Source organism: Pseudovibrio sp. JE062 (assembly GCF_000156235.1).
GTDB lineage: Bacteria > Pseudomonadota > Alphaproteobacteria > Rhizobiales > Stappiaceae > Pseudovibrio.
In genome coordinates this window covers 115,771-131,426 of the sequence record NZ_DS996815.1, presented here as the reverse complement: position 1 = coordinate 131,426, position 15,656 = coordinate 115,771, and the positions used below count along the sequence as shown (strand labels likewise).

The following is a 15,656-nucleotide window of genomic DNA, read 5'->3' as shown; positions in this document are numbered from 1 at the left end:
CGGTACACTTCGGGGCGCATCCAACAAACAATAATAAAGCCCGCAAATGGCACTTATTCTTCATCTGCTGCAGCAAATGTGTGTGTATTTGGTGATCGTTTACATGGTCAGCAAAACGCCGCTGTTTAAGATCTTCACTGAAGACGCTCCTCGCCTGCCCCACAAGGTTCTCATCTACCTTGTGTTCTCCGGTTTTTGCGTGATTGCAACAACGTTTGGTGAGCAGGTTGATGGCGCCATTGCTAACACGCGTGCCATGGGGGCGGTTTTGGGAGGCCTGTTGGGAGGGCCAGTTACGGGCTTTCTGATTGGTCTCACAGGTGGCTTGCATCGTTATGGGTTTGGCGGATTTACAGATCTTGCCTGCGCCATCTCCACGACCTCCGAAGGTTTGCTGGCTGGCATGACGGCCTTTTACCTGCGGACGCACAACAAGCGCGCTTTGTTATTCCGCCCGATGTTTGTGTTCGGCCTTACTTTTGTGGCTGAGGTCGTGCAGATGCTTATCATCCTGATTGTGGCACGCCCGTTTGATCAGGCTTTGGCGCTTGTGGAGCAGATTGCTCCGCCTATGCTGCTCGTGAATTCTCTTGGCGCAGCCTTCTTCATGAGCATTGTGCGCGATCAGAAGACCATGTTCGACAAGCTGTCTTCAGCGTTTTCGAGCCAGGCACTGAAGATTGCCGAGCGGTGTGTTGGTGTGTTGGCGAAGGGCCTCAATGAAGTTTCCGGCAGCAAAGTTGCGCAGATCGTAAAGGACGAGACCAATGTGGGTGCGGTCGCCATTACAGACCGGACCAAGCTGCTCGCCTTTATTGGAATCGGGTCTGACCATCACAAGCCCGGAACGGAGATATCCTCCCGCCTGACGCTGGATGCTATCGAGCAGAACAAAGTGATGTACGCGGATGGGGTTGAAGAGCCTTATGGCTGCTCCCTCTCGCCTACCTGCAAGTTGGGGTCATGCCTTGTTATTCCGCTACACAGCGACACGGAAGTGATTGGAACGATCAAGCTCTATGAGCAGAAGAACAAACTATTCCTGAACATCAACCGCACACTGGGCGAAGGGATCGCCAAGTTGCTGTCCAATCAGATCCTTTATGGTGAGCTGGAAGAGAAGCAGAGCCTTTTGACCCATGCTGAGCTGAAGCTTTTACAGGCACAGGTGAACCCGCACTTCCTGTTCAACACCCTCAACACGATTGCGATCATCACTAAACGAGATGCAGAGAAGGCGCGTGGGCTGCTGTTGCAGCTCTCTAAGTTTTTGCGCATCAACCTAAAGCGGACCTCAGGCCTTGTCACTTTGGGCGAAGAGCTTGATCATGTGGATGCATATCTGGCGATTGAGAAAGCGCGTTTTCCTGACAAGCTGGCGGTTGAGGTGGATGTTCCAACAGAGCTGCTATCCCTCAAAATCCCTGCATTCACCCTTCAGCCTCTTATTGAAAACGCCATTAAGCATGGCATTTCTCAGAGTGTTGAAGGTGGCCGTGTTCGCATAAGTGGTGCTTTGCTTGATGGACAGGTGGAGCTGCAGGTGGAAGATGACGCCGGGCTTTACATTCCACCCAAAAATCGCGAAGGGCTGGGCGTGACCTTGGTTGATAAACGCCTGAAAAAGCAGTGGGGTGAGGAGTTTGGCCTGCATATTGAATGGGAAGAGGAGGCATTTACCCGGGTTTCCATCAGCCTTCCCGCACCAGTTCTGGAGGCAGCCCAATGATTAGTTGTCTGATTGTTGATGATGAACCATATGCCCGGGAAGAGCTGAAAGACTTGCTTTCCAAAGCCGATGACATTGAGGTCACGGGCGAATGCAGCAATGCTATTGATGCGCTCGGTTTCATCAACAAGCACAAGCCGCAACTGGTGTTTCTGGACATTCAGATGCCACGGATCTCCGGCATGGAAATGATTGGTATGCTGGATCCGGAAACCATGCCGCGTATTGTTTTCTCCACGGCTTATGACGAGTATGCGATCAAAGCCTTTGAACATCATGCTTTTGATTATCTGCTGAAGCCCATCGAAGAAGAACGGCTGGCCAAAACACTAAGCCGTGTGCGTTCTGATCTTCGTCCGCAGTTGATGGAAGAGATCATTCCACAAGAGCTGCAGCACCTGCCGTGCTATCTGGGTAACAAGCTCAAAGTTGTTCCGGTTCATGCCGTTGAGTATGTCTTCAGTGACTTGTCGGGCATCCATGTGGCGACCGCTGAGTGTTATGTGCATACCCATCTGACTTTGAAAGTGTTGGAGCAGCGAACTTCTCTGGCTCGTTGTCACCGCCAGTACCTTGTCTCACCAGATGCAATCTCAGAAATCGTACTGCAAGAGACCGGAGCAGAAGTGGTGACGCACAGCGGAACCAAGATCCCCGTTTCACGCCGCTATCTTAAGAGCCTGAAACAACATTTCGGATATTCATGAGTGCGTATATACACTTAGCTTAAGCTTCAGTTCAATTTTGCGTGAAGCTTTTGCATTCCGGTTAACCGCTTATTTGTCTTAAATACCGCTCACCCGGCCCCTGCTGCCGCTTAGCTGAAACCTCAGCACCTGCCCCTTGAAACCAGTCTAATCGCCCCCAGAGATTTGTGGAGGAAGAAAGATGTCCTGGTTTCTCTTGAGTATTGGCCTGCTGTTTGGCGGCTATTTTATCTATGGCATGTTTGTCGAGAAGGTTTTCGGGATTAAGCCGTCTCGCCAGACACCTGCCCACGCACATACTGACGGTGTCGATTATGTGCCTATGTCCACCAAGAAAGTCTATCTGGTTCAACTGCTGAACATTGCTGGTGTTGGCCCGATCTTTGGCCCGATCCTTGGTGCACTTTATGGTCCGGCTGCAATGCTCTGGATCGTTTGCGGCTGTATCTTTGCAGGCGCCGTACACGACTACTTCTCCGGCATGCTGTCTGTGCGCAACAAAGGACAGTCCGTTCCTAACCTTACCGGCAAGTATCTCGGCAACGGTGCAAAGCACTTCATGAACATCTTCGCGATTGTTCTGCTGCTGCTTGTTGGCGTTGTGTTCGTCTCCGCTCCTGCTGGCCTGCTGGGCCGTCTGACTGGTCTTGACGTCACCATCTTCCTGGTTTGCATCTTCGCTTACTATCTGGTGGCAACCATTGTTCCGGTCGACAAGATCATCGGTCGCTTCTACCCATTCTTCGGCGCGCTGCTGCTGTTTATGTCCATCGGTCTGACTGTTGCTCTGATGGTTTCCAGCGAGCATTCCATGCTACCGGGTGTAGAAGCTGGTGACTTCTTCCAGAACCTGAACCCGAATGACATGCCTTTGTGGCCAGCTCTGTTCATCACCATTGCCTGTGGTGCAATCTCCGGCTTCCACGCCACTCAGTCTCCATTGATGGCGCGTTGCATGGAGAACGAGCAAAACGGTCGTTTCGTATTCTACGGTGCGATGATTGGTGAAGGTGTTATTGCAATCATCTGGTGTGCAATTGCACTGTCCTTCTTCGGCGGTGTTGAAGGCCTTGCCGAAGGCATGGGTGGTAACCCTGCAAACCTCGTGTATGAGGCTTCTAACGGACTTCTGGGTGCGTTTGGTGGTTTCCTTGCCGTACTTGGTGTGATTGTCCTGCCGATCACTTCCGGTGATACCGCCTTCCGCTCAGCCCGTCTGATCCTTGCAGAGCTGTTCAACATGCCTCAGACAAAGCTGCCTAAGCGCCTGATGCTGGCTCTGCCATTGTTCGTTGGCGGCGCTATTCTCACTCAGGTCGATTTCGGTGTGATCTGGCGTTACTTCGGCGTTGCCAACCAGGCGACCGCTGCTCTGATGCTGTGGACCGCAGCTGCTTACCTGCTGCGCCATAACAAGCTGCACTGGATCTGCACCATTCCGGCAACCTTCATGACCACCGTAGTTGTGACGTTCATTCTGAACTCCAGTAAGCTTGGTTTCGGTCTACCAATGACTGTCTCCACCATCGGCGGCATCATCACCGCCCTGCTGGTTGCCTCTGCAGTCTGGATGAAGGTGAAAGGTAAAGTCGTCGATCACGAAGACATGCTTGAGCCTGGCGAGTAACTCCCCTCCTCTCGCCCAAGCCACAAAACAGCGCAAAGATCCCAGTCTTTGCGCTGTTTTTGTTGTGTTTCATCAACTTAATTTCGGCGAGCTTATAACTAAGTTAGACAAGCATAATTTAGTACTTCGAAAAAGGTAAATTACTGAAAATGTTCAGCTCTATTTTACCTCCGCTACTCCCCCTTCCCATCACTCAGGTTATCCAGGATCGGGCAGTCGGGCCGGTGGTCGCCGGCGCAGGCGTTGATGAGGTGGGTTAGGGTGTCGCGCATGGCGATGAGGTCGGCGATTTTGTCTTCGATTTCCTGTACGTGTTGCTGCGCGATTTTTTTCACATCTGCACTGCCGCGGTCTTTGTCTTCATAGAGTGCCAGTAAGGCCCGGCACTCTTCGATGTTGAAGCCCAGGGAGCGGGCGCGGCCAATGAATGTCAGCTTGTGAAGCTCAGTATCTTCAAAGATGCGGTACCCGTTTTCATTCCGTTTGGGATGAAGGAAGCCAATGTCTTCATAATAACGAATAGTCTTGGTTGGGATGCCGGAGCGTTCTGCTACTTCGCCAATGTTCATGCTAGTATCATCCCTTGTTAGTGCGTCGTAGCCGCTTTGATCCAGCGTAACCGCAAAGCGTTGGTCAAGACAAACACGCTGGACAGAGCCATGGCACCGGCGGCCAGAACCGGAGACAGCAGTGGTCCACCAAATGGGTATAGCACACCTGCAGCCACCGGGATCAGCAGGGTGTTATAGCTGAAGGCCCAGAATAGGTTCTGCCGGATGTTACGCATGGTCTGCTGGCTGATGTGGAAGGCATTGACTACACCGTTCAGATCACCAGCCATGAGCACAACATCAGCTGCCTCAATCGCGACGTCGGTGCCTGTGCCAATTGCGATGCCTACATCGGCAGCAGCCAGGGCTGGGGCATCATTGATGCCATCTCCGACAAAGGCCAGCTTGCCAGCGGCGTTCTTGCGCAGATCTTCCAGCGCGCGCACTTTGCCATCAGGCAGAACCTCAGCAACCACGCTGTCGATACCCAGTTCATTAGCAATGGCATTGGCGGTTTTCTGGTTATCACCCGTGATCATCACCACCTTGAGGCCTAAAGCATGCAGGGCTTTGATTGCATCTGGCGTTGTTTGTTTGATGGGGTCTGCCACAGCAATCACTGCAGCAATCTCGCCATCGAGTGCAACGTAAAGCGGGGTTTTTCCGCGAGTTGCCAAAACGGTGCCTTCAACAGAGAGCTGTTCCAGCGAGATGTTTTCACGTTCCATCAGGCGATCTGCACCAACAAGAACATCACGGCCCTGAACCACTGCACTTACACCGAAGCCTGTTAGGGAGTTGAAGCTCTCTGGTTTTGGCAGGGAGATATCACGCTCCTCAGCGGCCTGAACAATTGCTTTTGCGATTGGATGTTCTGAGTTCTGCTCCACGGCAGCAACCAGTCGCAAGACATCGTTCTCTTCAAGGCCATCACGCAGGATGATGTCAGTCAGTTCCGGATGACCAGCGGTCAGGGTACCGGTCTTGTCCAATGCAACCACGCCGGTTTCCTGAAGCATTTGCAAGGCGTCGCCTTTGCGGAACAGAACTCCGAGTTCTGCAGCTCTGCCGGTGCCGACCATAATGGAGGTTGGCGTTGCAAGGCCCATGGCACAAGGACATGCGATGATCAGCACGGCAACACCAGCCACCAGTGCCAGACTGAGGGCTGGGTCAGGACCAAACAGGAACCAGACACCAACAGTTAGAATTGCGATGGTGATAACTGCAGGAACGAACCAAGACGTGATTTTGTCAACCAATCCCTGAATTGGCAGCTTTGCGCCCTGCGCCTGTTCCACCATCTGAATGATCTGGGAAAGAACCGTGTCATTACCCACTTTACTGGCCTGCACGCTGAGCGCACCTGTGCCGTTGATCGTCGCACCGACTACTTCATCACCAGATGCCTTCTCTACCGGGATCGGTTCACCGGTGATCATGCTCTCATCGACGAACGAGGAACCGGAGACAACAGTACCATCGACAGCAATTTTCTCGCCGGGACGCACCTGAATGACGTCACCAACAATGATCTCTTCAATAGGAACTTCGCTTACCACGCCATTGCGTTCAACGCGTGCAGTTTTAGCCTGCATGCCGATGAGTTTTTGAATGGCTTCCCCTGTTCGCCCTTTGGCACGGGCTTCCAGAAAACGGCCCAGAAGAATGAGGACGACGATCACAGCCGCGGCTTCATAGTAAACGTTGACCGTTCCAGCCGGAAGCACCTGAGGCGTGAAGGTTGAAACCAGAGAGAATACATAGGCCGCAGCTGTTCCCAGAGCCACCAGAGAGTTCATATCTGGTGCACCTTTGAAGAGATATGGAAAGCCCTTGGTGTAAAACTGACGGCCCGGACCGAACAACACAATCGTGGTCAGGATAAACTGCAGATAGTAGCTGTTCTGCATGCCAAGCGTATCCGCAACAAGCATATGAACGCCTGGAATGAAGTGGCTACCCATCTCAATGAGGAAGACCGGAAGAGCCAGAACAGCGGCCAGAAGCGTCTTGTTTTTGAGCTGACGGATTTCATCGGTTTTACGGTGAGCAGTCTCAGTCGGCTCAGTCTTTTCCAGTGTGGCTGGATAGCCTGCGGCTGTGACGAGCTCAGCAATAGTGGCTGGTGTTGTCGCACCCACGGCATAACGAACGGTTGCACTTTCGGTGGCTAAATTGACATTCGCTTCCAGAACGCCATCACCGGCTCTCAGTGCTTTTTCTGCACGGCCAACACAGGAGGCACAGTTCAGATTGGAGACACCAAATGTGATGCTTTCTGAAACGGCTGGGTAGCCAGCCTCTTGCAGCGCATTCGCCACATCCTTGGGTGTGAGGCTGTCATCATAGTTTACCTGCACGCTCTCCGTCGCCAGATTGACGGAAGCGTTGATGACACCCGAGATGCTCTTGAGTGCTTTCTCGACACGACCGACGCAAGAGGCGCAATTCATGCCTTCAATTTGCATTTTCAGTGTTGAACTGTGGGACATAACTTCACCATTTCATTGTCTCTTGAGCGCACTCTAAGGCTTCCAGTCACTGGAAGGTCAAGCAAGAAAACTACAATTAGATGGAAAGAGTTTGATCACCTTTGAAGGTCGACCTTTTCCTGGCAGCAGTATTCAGTGAGGGAGGTGGAACTCTCTCACTTACCCTTTGTTTTTATTGGCTCATCAGAGATGGGCGCTGCTTCTATTCTCTTATTCAAGGTAGCCAATCGTGCCTTCTTCCAAAGCACATAGATTGCCGGGATAACAAAAAGCGTAAGCAGCGTTGCGGTGATCATCCCGCCCACCATTGGAGCTGCGATCCGCTTCATGATCTCTGAACCCGTAGCACTGCCAAGCATGATGGGAACCAGGCCTGCGAAGATGGCTGCGACCGTCATCACTTTGGGGCGTAACCGCAACAAAGCTCCTTCGACAACAGACTCCAATATGTCTTTAGTGGTCAGCTGTTGATGTGTTGCCTGAGCCGTCTCGATGCGCTTGTCCCAGGAGAGGTTGAGATAAAGCAGCATCACAATGGCTGTTTCCACGGCCACACCTGCAAGCGCAATAAAGCCCACCAACACCGCAATTGACAGATCAAAGCCCAAAGCGTAGACAAACCAGATGCCTCCGGTAAGCGCGACTGGCAGCGAAGTGAGAATGATTGCAACTTCTCCCACTCGGTTGAAGGCAAGGAACAACATCAAAGTAATAATCAGAAGTGTAACTGGTGCAACCAGCTGCAAACGTTCCTGCACCCGCTCGATATACTCATACTGCCCTGACCAAGTGATTGAATAGCCAGCCGGGATCTGCACATTCGAGGCGACCAGTTGCTGGGCTTCACTTACGTAGCCACCCAGATCACGGCCTTCGATATCAATGAACACAAACCCCGTTGGCCGTGCATTTTCCGAGCGGATCATACCCGGGCCGTCGACGATCTTCACGTCAGATACAGCACCAAGTGGAATGTGTGCGCCAGACGGCGTCACAACCGGCAGCTTCTCCAGTTGTTCTGGCGTGCTCCGCCAATCCTGCGGATAGCGCAAGTTGATGGGGTAACGCTCCAGCCCTTCAACACTCTCAGAAATATCCATACCGCCAATTGCGGTTTGCACCACATCCTGAACGTCCTTGATATTCAGCATGTAACGGGCTGCTGCATTTCGGTTGATATCAATCTCGATAAACCGCGCGCCTTTGGGGCGTTCCGCATAAGCCGACAGCGTTCCCTCTACACCTTTGACAAGACCTTCAATCTCTACTGAGATGTCCTGAATGACCTGCAAGTCAGGCCCAGACACCTTCACGCCTACCGGTGTTTTCATGCCCGTCGCCAGCATGTCGATACGGTTCTTGATGGGCTGAATCCAAACGTTGGTCAGGCCAGGCACCTGCACGGACTTGTCCAGTTCTTGCCGTATCTTTTCAAGTGTCATACCTTCTCGCCACTGGTCCTGCGGTTTCAGCTGGATAGTGGTTTCAAACATGGTCAAAGGCGCTGGGTCCGTTGCGGTTTCAGCTCGCCCCAGCTTGCCATGGACCGTTTGCACTTCAGGCACCTGCATGATCATGCGGTCAGTTTGCTGAAGTACTTCCCGCGCCTTGCCGATGGAAACACCAGTGTAAAGCGAGGGCATGTAAAGGAAGTCTCCTTCCTTCAGCTCCGGCATGAACTCCGTTCCAATCCTGTTTAGCGGCACAAGAATGGATGCCACCAGAACCAGCGCAAACACGATTGTTGTCTTTGGCCACGTGATGACCAGCGAAAGGGCTGGCCGATACAGTGCGATGCAGAAACGGTTCACCGGGTTTTTGGCCTCTGGGTGAATGCGTCCTCGTACAAAGTAACCCATCAGCACCGGCACCAGAGTGATACTCAAAATCGTTGCCGCTGCCATGGCATAGGTCTTGGTGAAGGCCAGCGGTTTGAATAAACGTCCCTCCTGCGCTTCCAGCACAAATACCGGCAGGAAGCTGATGGTGATAATCGCAAGCGAGTAGAACAAGGCTGGCCCAACCTCCGAGCAGCACTCCGCAACCACTTTCCAGCGGTTCTTGTCGGGGTCTGGTTCCTTCTCAAGTCGCCGGTGCATCGCTTCGATCATCACAATCGCCGCATCCACCATGGCCCCAATCGCAATGGCGATCCCGCCTAGAGACATGATGTTTGCATTCACACCCTGCAATCGCATCACGAGCAATGCTGTCAGGATGCCCAGTGGTAATGAGATCAGGATCACCAATGACGATCTGAGATGCAGCAGGAAGATCGCACAGACCAGAACCACCACCAGGAACTCTTCGGTAAGCTTTTGGGTCAGGTTATCAATGGCCCGTTCAATCACACCGGAGCGATCATAAGTGGTGACGATCTCAACACCTTCCGGCAAGTTGGGCTTCAGCTCATTCAGCTTTGCCGTCACACCCTCAATGGTGCGCAGCGGATTCTCGCCCCAGCGCATAATCACGACGGCACCAACGGAGTCACCCTCACCATTCAGGTCTGCCACGCCTCGACGCATTTGCGGACCAAGGCGAATTTCGGCCACATCCTCAAGCGTAAGAGCCGCGCCCCGTTCATTCACTTTGATCGGAATTTCCTTCAGGTCTTCAATGGACTGGATGTAACCAGTGGCGCGGACCATATACTCCGCCTCTGCCATCTCGATAACGCTACCGCTGGTCTCACGGTTTGCGTTCTCAATCGTGCTCATCAGCTCCGGCAGTGTCACGCCATAGGCACGCAGTTTATTGGGATCAACAACAACCTGATACTGCTTGACCATGCCGCCAATGGTTGCCACTTCAGAGACACCGCTCACGGTTTGAAGCTCAAACTTCAGCCACCAATCCTGCAAGGAGCGGAGCTGCGCTAGATCATGATTACCGGTTCGGTCGATCAACGCATACTGATAGATCCAGCCCACACCCGTCGCATCCGGTCCAAGTTCAGGCGTTACTCCATCCGGCAGTTTGGCGCCCACCTGAGCCAGATACTCCAGCACCCGGCTGCGCGCCCAGTAAAGATCAGTGCTGTCTTTGAACACTACGTAAACGTAGGAATCGCCATAAAACGAAAACCCGCGCACATCGATCACATCCGGCACAGACAACATGGCTGTAGCGATTGGATAGGTTACTTGATCTTCAATAACCTGAGGAGCCTGACCGTCATAAGGGGTCTTGATGATCACCTGAACATCGGAAAGGTCCGGAATCGCATCAACGGGTGTTTCCTTCAGTGCCCAGATGCCACCAAGTGTCAGCATCACTGCTGCCATCAGAACGATCACACGGTTCTTGATGGAAGCGCGGATTATGGAGCCAATCATTTGTCATCGGCCCCCACCGGTTCAGCTGGTGCTGATTTGGAGAGCTTTTCTCCACTCTCGTGCATCTCGACAAGGCTGAAGCGTTTGTCTGAGTCTCGCGTGATAGCAAACTCAACTTGTTTACTCGCAGACACATCAAACTCGTCCAGATTGCCACGAACCGCAAAAGTGGTTTCCATCTCTGGCCAGTCCAGCTCTTTGATCACCGCGTGACGGATGGTGATAGCGTTGGCCTCCGGATCAACGCGGGTCACTGTCCCTTCAGACCAGATGGGAGCACCTTGCGCCGGTGACATCCGTTCCATTCCCGCAGAAAGTGAGCTTTCACTGTCGATCAGGAACTGCGCTGAAGTAACAACTTCATCGCCAGCCTGCAGACCTTGCAGGATCTCTGTCCGGCTGCCTTCACCAAAACTACCGGTCAAACCGGGGGTCACGATACGGGGCTGAAAGGTGCCTTCCTCCGTTTGCAGGATTACCCGTTCAGACATACCTGTGCGGATCAATGCGCTGGTGGGAATGGTGATTGCATTTCGCGTTTCAGAAGGAATGATCGTGACGCGGCCAAACATGTTGGGACGTAAGAAGCCCTTGGAGTTATCGAAATGCAGCCGAACAGGCAGTGTACGGGTGACAGAGTCCAGCTCCGGATAGATGTAGTCAATCCGTCCATCCAGCACTTTTCCGGGCAAATGCTCAAAGCTGGCCAGCACTTCGCTGTTCGGGCTTAACCGGGCAATATCCTGCTCAAACACATCCACCATCAGCCAGACAGAAGACAGGTCTGCAAGCGTCAAGGCAATGGAATCTGGCTGTAGGTACATGCCATCCGCTGCTTCCAGTGTGGTCACCACACCCGATTGCGGCGCAAAAACCTTGAAGACATCCGCAGGCTTGCTAGCCCGGGCCATCTGATCAATCTGAGCGGTATCGATACCGTAGTTCTGAAGCTGGATACGGATGTTTTGCTCAGCGGCTCTATCACCTCCTCGCACCGCTCTGATCAGATCAGCACTGGCAACCGTCACTTCCGGTGCGTAGACAGTAAAAAGCAGGTCTCCCTTTTCAACGGGATCACCGACCGCGCGAATGTTGAGTTTCTGGATCCATCCTTCGGTCCGCAGATGAACCTGACTGGAACGGTGCTCATCATAGCCAACAAAGCCAACGCTTTCGATTTTCTGAGAAATCGGCTCCACACTGGCAATCGCTGTACGGACACCAATCGTATTGATGACACTCGGTGAAAGCGTCACACCAGTCCCATTTGGCTGCGTTTCCTCGCCAGCATAAACAGGGATGAGATCCATACCCATGGGAGACTTACCGGGTTCATCGCGCCGGAAGTTCGGATCCATAGGCGCAACCCAATACAGTATCTCTTTGTCAGTGCCACCAGAACTTCCCGAAGTCCAATCTACTGAACTGCCAAGAAAAATTCCAAGCCCAGCCGAGACACTCGCAACAACCGCAAACCCAACCACAACAGCGTACTTACTACGCATCGGTCCTGTCCTGCTCTACCAATCACGGGTCCAACCTGAAGCAACCCGCCAGCATCCGAAAACACCAACACCACTCCAAGCCCTCACCATTACGCCGCTTTTTGCTGACATAACGCAGCACAAAACAGCTTAGAGCCGAACATGATAATCGTTCCAGTTACTGGAAGGTCAAGTGTTCTTGTTAATCTCAATTTTGTTAGCTCTTCAACTTGCTGCTTACAGTTGCGCTGCTCTTCTTTTCCAGTTAAGAACCGCTTGACCTCGGGGTGCGCGCTTTTGTCGTGCTGAGATGCCAGATTGGCGAACCCGTTGAACCTGAACCGGCTAGAACCGGCGGAGGGAAGGGTACCGGTTTCATCCATCCTTGCCCTCTCGCCGCAATGGAGGATGACTTGAAACATCTGTTAATTGCTGCGGGATTACTCACTGCAACATCGGCAATGGCTGCCGAAAAACCAGAACTCACCGTTTACACCTATGACAGCTTCGTTTCCGACTGGGGCCCAGGCCCTAAAGTGGAAGAAGCATTTGAAGCGATCTGCGAATGTGATCTGAACCTAGTTGGTGTTGAAGATGGCGCAGCGCTGCTTTCCCGCCTTCGTCTTGAAGGCAACAACACCGATGCAGATGTTGTTCTGGGGCTGGATACCAATCTGATTGAGACAGCCAAAAAGACCGGTCTGTTTGCACCGCATGCCGTTGAAGCGAAGTACACTCTGCCGGTGGACTGGGCAGATGAGACCTTTGTGCCTTACGACTGGGGCTATTTCGCTTTTGTGCATAAGAAGGGCGCAACGGTTCCTTCCAATTTCCGTGAGTTGGCTGAGAGCGACACCAAAATCCTCATTCAGGATCCACGCTCCTCCACTCCGGGCCTTGGCTTGCTGCTTTGGGTGAAATCTGCTTATGGTGACGAAGCTGCAGATATCTGGGCAGGGCTTTCCGACAATATCGTGACTGTTACCAAAGGCTGGTCTGAAGCCTATGGTCTCTTCCTTGATGGGGAAGCGGACATGGTGCTCAGCTACACCACGTCTCCGGCTTATCATCTGATTGCCGAAGAAGATGACAGCAAAACCACCGCTGCATTTGATGAAGGCCATTACATGCAGGTGGAAGTGGCAGCGAAACTTGCAGGTACCGATCAGCCGGAGCTGGCAGACAAGTTCCTGAACTTCATGGTTTCTGACGCTTTCCAGAGCATCATTCCAACAACCAACTGGATGTACCCGGCAGTTACACCTGCAAGCGGTCTTCCAGCAGGTTTCGAAACCTTGCAAACACCTGAAAAGGCTTTGCTGCTTGCACCTAAAGATGCAGTTGCTGCACGACGTGAGGCTCTGCCGGAATGGCTCGAAGCGCTCAGCCAGTAAGCTCGCTTCCCGGAGTTGCCGCGGCATTGCTCGTCGCGGCACTCATTCTTGGCACGCTGGCTGCTGTTGCGCTGCGTGCCGAAGCCGGGCATGGTTTTTCTTTGTCAGACTGGGCGGCACTTAAGTTTACGCTCACACAAGCCGTGCTTTCAGCCGTGATCAGCGTAGGGTTGGCGGTGCCTGTTGCACGCGCGCTGGCACGCCGCCGGTTTAAGGGCCGCAGCCTGTTGATCGCCTTGCTTGGCGCCCCGTTTATCCTTCCGGTTATTGTCGCCATTCTTGGCCTGTTACAGGTGTTTGGACGTTCCGGTTGGATATCAGAAGTACTGGTTTATTTCGGTGCATCTCCCATCCGTATCTATGGCCTGCACGGTGTTGTGCTGGCTCATGTGTTCTTCAACCTGCCATTGGCAACGCGCCTCATATTGCAGGGATGGCAAGAGGTGCCATCGGAGCGTTTTCGCCTTGCGGCTCAGTTGGGGTGTGACGGCTGGTCTTTGTTCTGCCTGATCGAGCTTCCCATGCTCAAGCGCATTCTTCCCGGCGCACTTGCCGTGATTTTTGCTATTTGTCTCACTAGTTTTGCCGTTGCACTCACCCTTGGTGGAGGTCCCCGCGCTACGACGATTGAATTGGCGATTTATCAGGCCTTTACCTATGATTTTGACCTTGGACGTGCAGCACTTCTCTCTGCCCTGCAATTGGCGCTGACAGCCGCAGCAGCCTTTGCAGCTCTGAAGCTTTCCCAAGGTGAAGGCTTTGGTGCGGGATTAGACAGAGCCATCCAGCGCTGGGATGGTGGTGCGCCTATCATCGATAGTTTCTGGATCATACTCGCCGCTGTCTTCCTGCTTCTGCCACTCAGCGCTGTTGCGCTTTCTGGTGTCGCAGGTCTTTTTTCTCTGCCGTTCATAGTGATCAAATCCGCATTGATCTCGGTAGGCGTTGCTTCAGCCAGCACAATCATTCTGTTGTTGCTTGCGTTGCCGATGGCTGCAGCCATTGCTGTTAGAAGGCACAGCCCTGTAGAACTTGCGGGCATCCTTGGCCTTGCTGCTTCTCCATTGGTGATCGGCACAGGGCTGTTCATCATCATCCGCCCCTGGGCAAACCCAACAGATCTCGCGTTACCTGTCACTGCGCTGGTTAACGCAGCCATGGCCCTGCCGTTCGCCCTGCGCATTCTGGTTCCAGCTGCAAAGGATACTGTTTCCCGTCATGGACGTCTGGCACTGTCTTTGAACATGGAAGGCTGGGTGTTCTTCACGCATGTCTTCATTCCGCGCATGAGGCCTCAGATTGGCTTTGCTGCAGGCCTCGCTGCTGCGCTTTCCATGGGCGATCTGGGTGTGATTGCTCTTTTTGCTGATCCTGAGATTGCAACACTGCCTTTGCAGATCTATCGCCTCATGGGTGCTTACAAGATGGGAGCGGCGGCAGGTGGCGCACTGTTGTTGCTGGTGCTTTCCATGTCTTTATTCTGGCTCTTAGACCGAGGAGGACGCTGGCATGCTGAAGCTTGAGTCTTGCATTATCGCCAATGGTGCTTTTCAGCTGCACGCAGATGTCAGCATAGAAGCTGGCAGCAGTGTTGCCGTGATTGGCCCCTCCGGTGCAGGCAAATCAACCCTGCTGGAAGCGATTGCCGGTTTCCGCCAGCTCTCAAAGGGGCACGTCTCATGGAAGGGGCAGAACCTGACAGAACTGGCACCGGGCAAGCGCCCAATCGCGATGTTGTTTCAGGATGGTAACCTCTTTCCGCACCTCACAGCTGAGCAGAACGCAGCACTTGGTTTGCGTCCAAGTGGTAAACTCTCAAAAGCAGAGCAGGCTCAAGTCGAAGCCGCACTGGAGCGGGTTGGTCTTGCTGGAATGGGAACGCGCAAGCCAGCTGAATTGTCTGGTGGTCAACAAAGTCGCGTTGCGCTCGCCCGTGTGCTTGTACAACACCGTGATCTGCTTCTGCTTGATGAGCCCTTCGCAGCGCTCGGCCCGGCCTTGAAAGCCGAAATGCTGGATCTGGTCGCAGAGCTAGCAGCAGAGACAGGCACTACGCTCTTGATGGTCAGCCACGATCCACAAGACGCCCGCCGCATAACTAACCAAGCCATGTTGGTTGCAGGCGGCACCGTCCATCCCCCTGCCAAAACCACACAACTCCTGGACAATCCGCCACCGGCCTTGAAGGAGTATTTGGGATAGCTCTTCGTTCTAGAACTCATCAGCCACACGCGAAAGCGTGATTGGCGTCCTTTTGGTATTTCTGATTTTATCTCTCAAGCAGTACGTGTACGGTCCGGACTGAGTTCCGGTTTTGCGTGCGCTACGCTT

10 protein-coding genes and 1 riboswitch are annotated in these 15,656 nt (G+C 53.2%); of the genes, 6 read left to right on the top strand and 4 right to left on the bottom strand.

What is annotated here, in order from left to right:
- The first annotated feature begins 46 nt into the window (after nt 1–46).
- From PJE062_RS23155 to PJE062_RS23145, 3 genes are all read left to right on the top strand, one after another.
- The gene (locus PJE062_RS23155) at nt 47–1,729 is read left to right on the top strand and encodes a sensor histidine kinase (RefSeq protein WP_008552482.1); all 1,683 of its coding nucleotides are present in this window, start codon (nt 47–49) and stop codon (nt 1,727–1,729) included.
- Nucleotides 1,726–2,436 carry a two-component system response regulator BtsR gene (btsR, locus tag PJE062_RS23150; RefSeq protein WP_008552302.1) on the top strand — a complete coding sequence of 237 codons (711 nt, stop codon included), beginning with the start codon at nt 1,726–1,728 and terminating at the stop codon, nt 2,434–2,436. Before PJE062_RS23155 ends, btsR begins: the two co-directional genes overlap by 4 nt.
- 181 nt (nt 2,437–2,617) lie before the next feature.
- Nucleotides 2,618–4,063: a carbon starvation protein A gene (locus PJE062_RS23145; RefSeq protein ID WP_008552384.1), complete on the top strand. Its 1,446-nt coding sequence runs from the start codon at nt 2,618–2,620 to the stop codon at nt 4,061–4,063.
- A 173-nt stretch (nt 4,064–4,236) separates the two neighbouring features.
- Here PJE062_RS23145 and cueR read toward each other — a convergent pair whose 3' ends face one another.
- From cueR to PJE062_RS23125, 4 genes are all read right to left on the bottom strand, one after another.
- Nucleotides 4,237–4,632 carry a Cu(I)-responsive transcriptional regulator gene (gene cueR, locus PJE062_RS23140; RefSeq protein WP_008552458.1) on the bottom strand — a complete coding sequence of 132 codons (396 nt, stop codon included), beginning with the start codon at nt 4,630–4,632 and terminating at the stop codon, nt 4,237–4,239.
- Between the two features lie 17 nt (nt 4,633–4,649).
- Nucleotides 4,650–7,109, bottom strand: a complete 2,460-nt coding sequence (locus tag PJE062_RS23135; protein ID WP_198136902.1) for a heavy metal translocating P-type ATPase — start codon at nt 7,107–7,109, stop codon at nt 4,650–4,652.
- A gap of 155 nt (nt 7,110–7,264) precedes the next feature.
- Entirely contained in the window at nt 7,265–10,447 is a 3,183-nt protein-coding gene (locus PJE062_RS23130) for an efflux RND transporter permease subunit (RefSeq protein ID WP_008552331.1), read from the bottom strand.
- Nucleotides 10,444–11,952, bottom strand: a complete 1,509-nt coding sequence (locus PJE062_RS23125; protein ID WP_008552387.1) for an efflux RND transporter periplasmic adaptor subunit — start codon at nt 11,950–11,952, stop codon at nt 10,444–10,446. The genes PJE062_RS23130 and PJE062_RS23125 overlap by 4 nt, the downstream gene beginning before the upstream one ends.
- 252 nt (nt 11,953–12,204) lie before the next feature.
- Nucleotides 12,205–12,311: riboswitch (TPP riboswitch) on the top strand.
- 21 nt (nt 12,312–12,332) lie between these two features.
- On the opposite strand from PJE062_RS23125, the gene thiB reads away from it, so the two are divergent.
- From thiB to PJE062_RS23105, 3 genes are read left to right on the top strand one after another with little or no spacing between them, the layout of a single operon-like run.
- Entirely contained in the window at nt 12,333–13,325 is a 993-nt protein-coding gene (gene thiB, locus PJE062_RS23115; RefSeq protein ID WP_208982452.1) for a thiamine ABC transporter substrate binding subunit, read from the top strand.
- Nucleotides 13,301–14,848 (top strand): thiamine/thiamine pyrophosphate ABC transporter permease ThiP, encoded by a 1,548-nt coding sequence (locus PJE062_RS23110; RefSeq protein ID WP_198136901.1) that lies wholly within the window; start codon nt 13,301–13,303, stop codon nt 14,846–14,848. Before thiB ends, PJE062_RS23110 begins: the two co-directional genes overlap by 25 nt.
- Nucleotides 14,835–15,527 carry an ATP-binding cassette domain-containing protein gene (locus tag PJE062_RS23105; protein WP_008552494.1) on the top strand — a complete coding sequence of 231 codons (693 nt, stop codon included), beginning with the start codon at nt 14,835–14,837 and terminating at the stop codon, nt 15,525–15,527. Before PJE062_RS23110 ends, PJE062_RS23105 begins: the two co-directional genes overlap by 14 nt.
- The last annotated feature ends 129 nt before the right edge of the window (nt 15,528–15,656 follow it).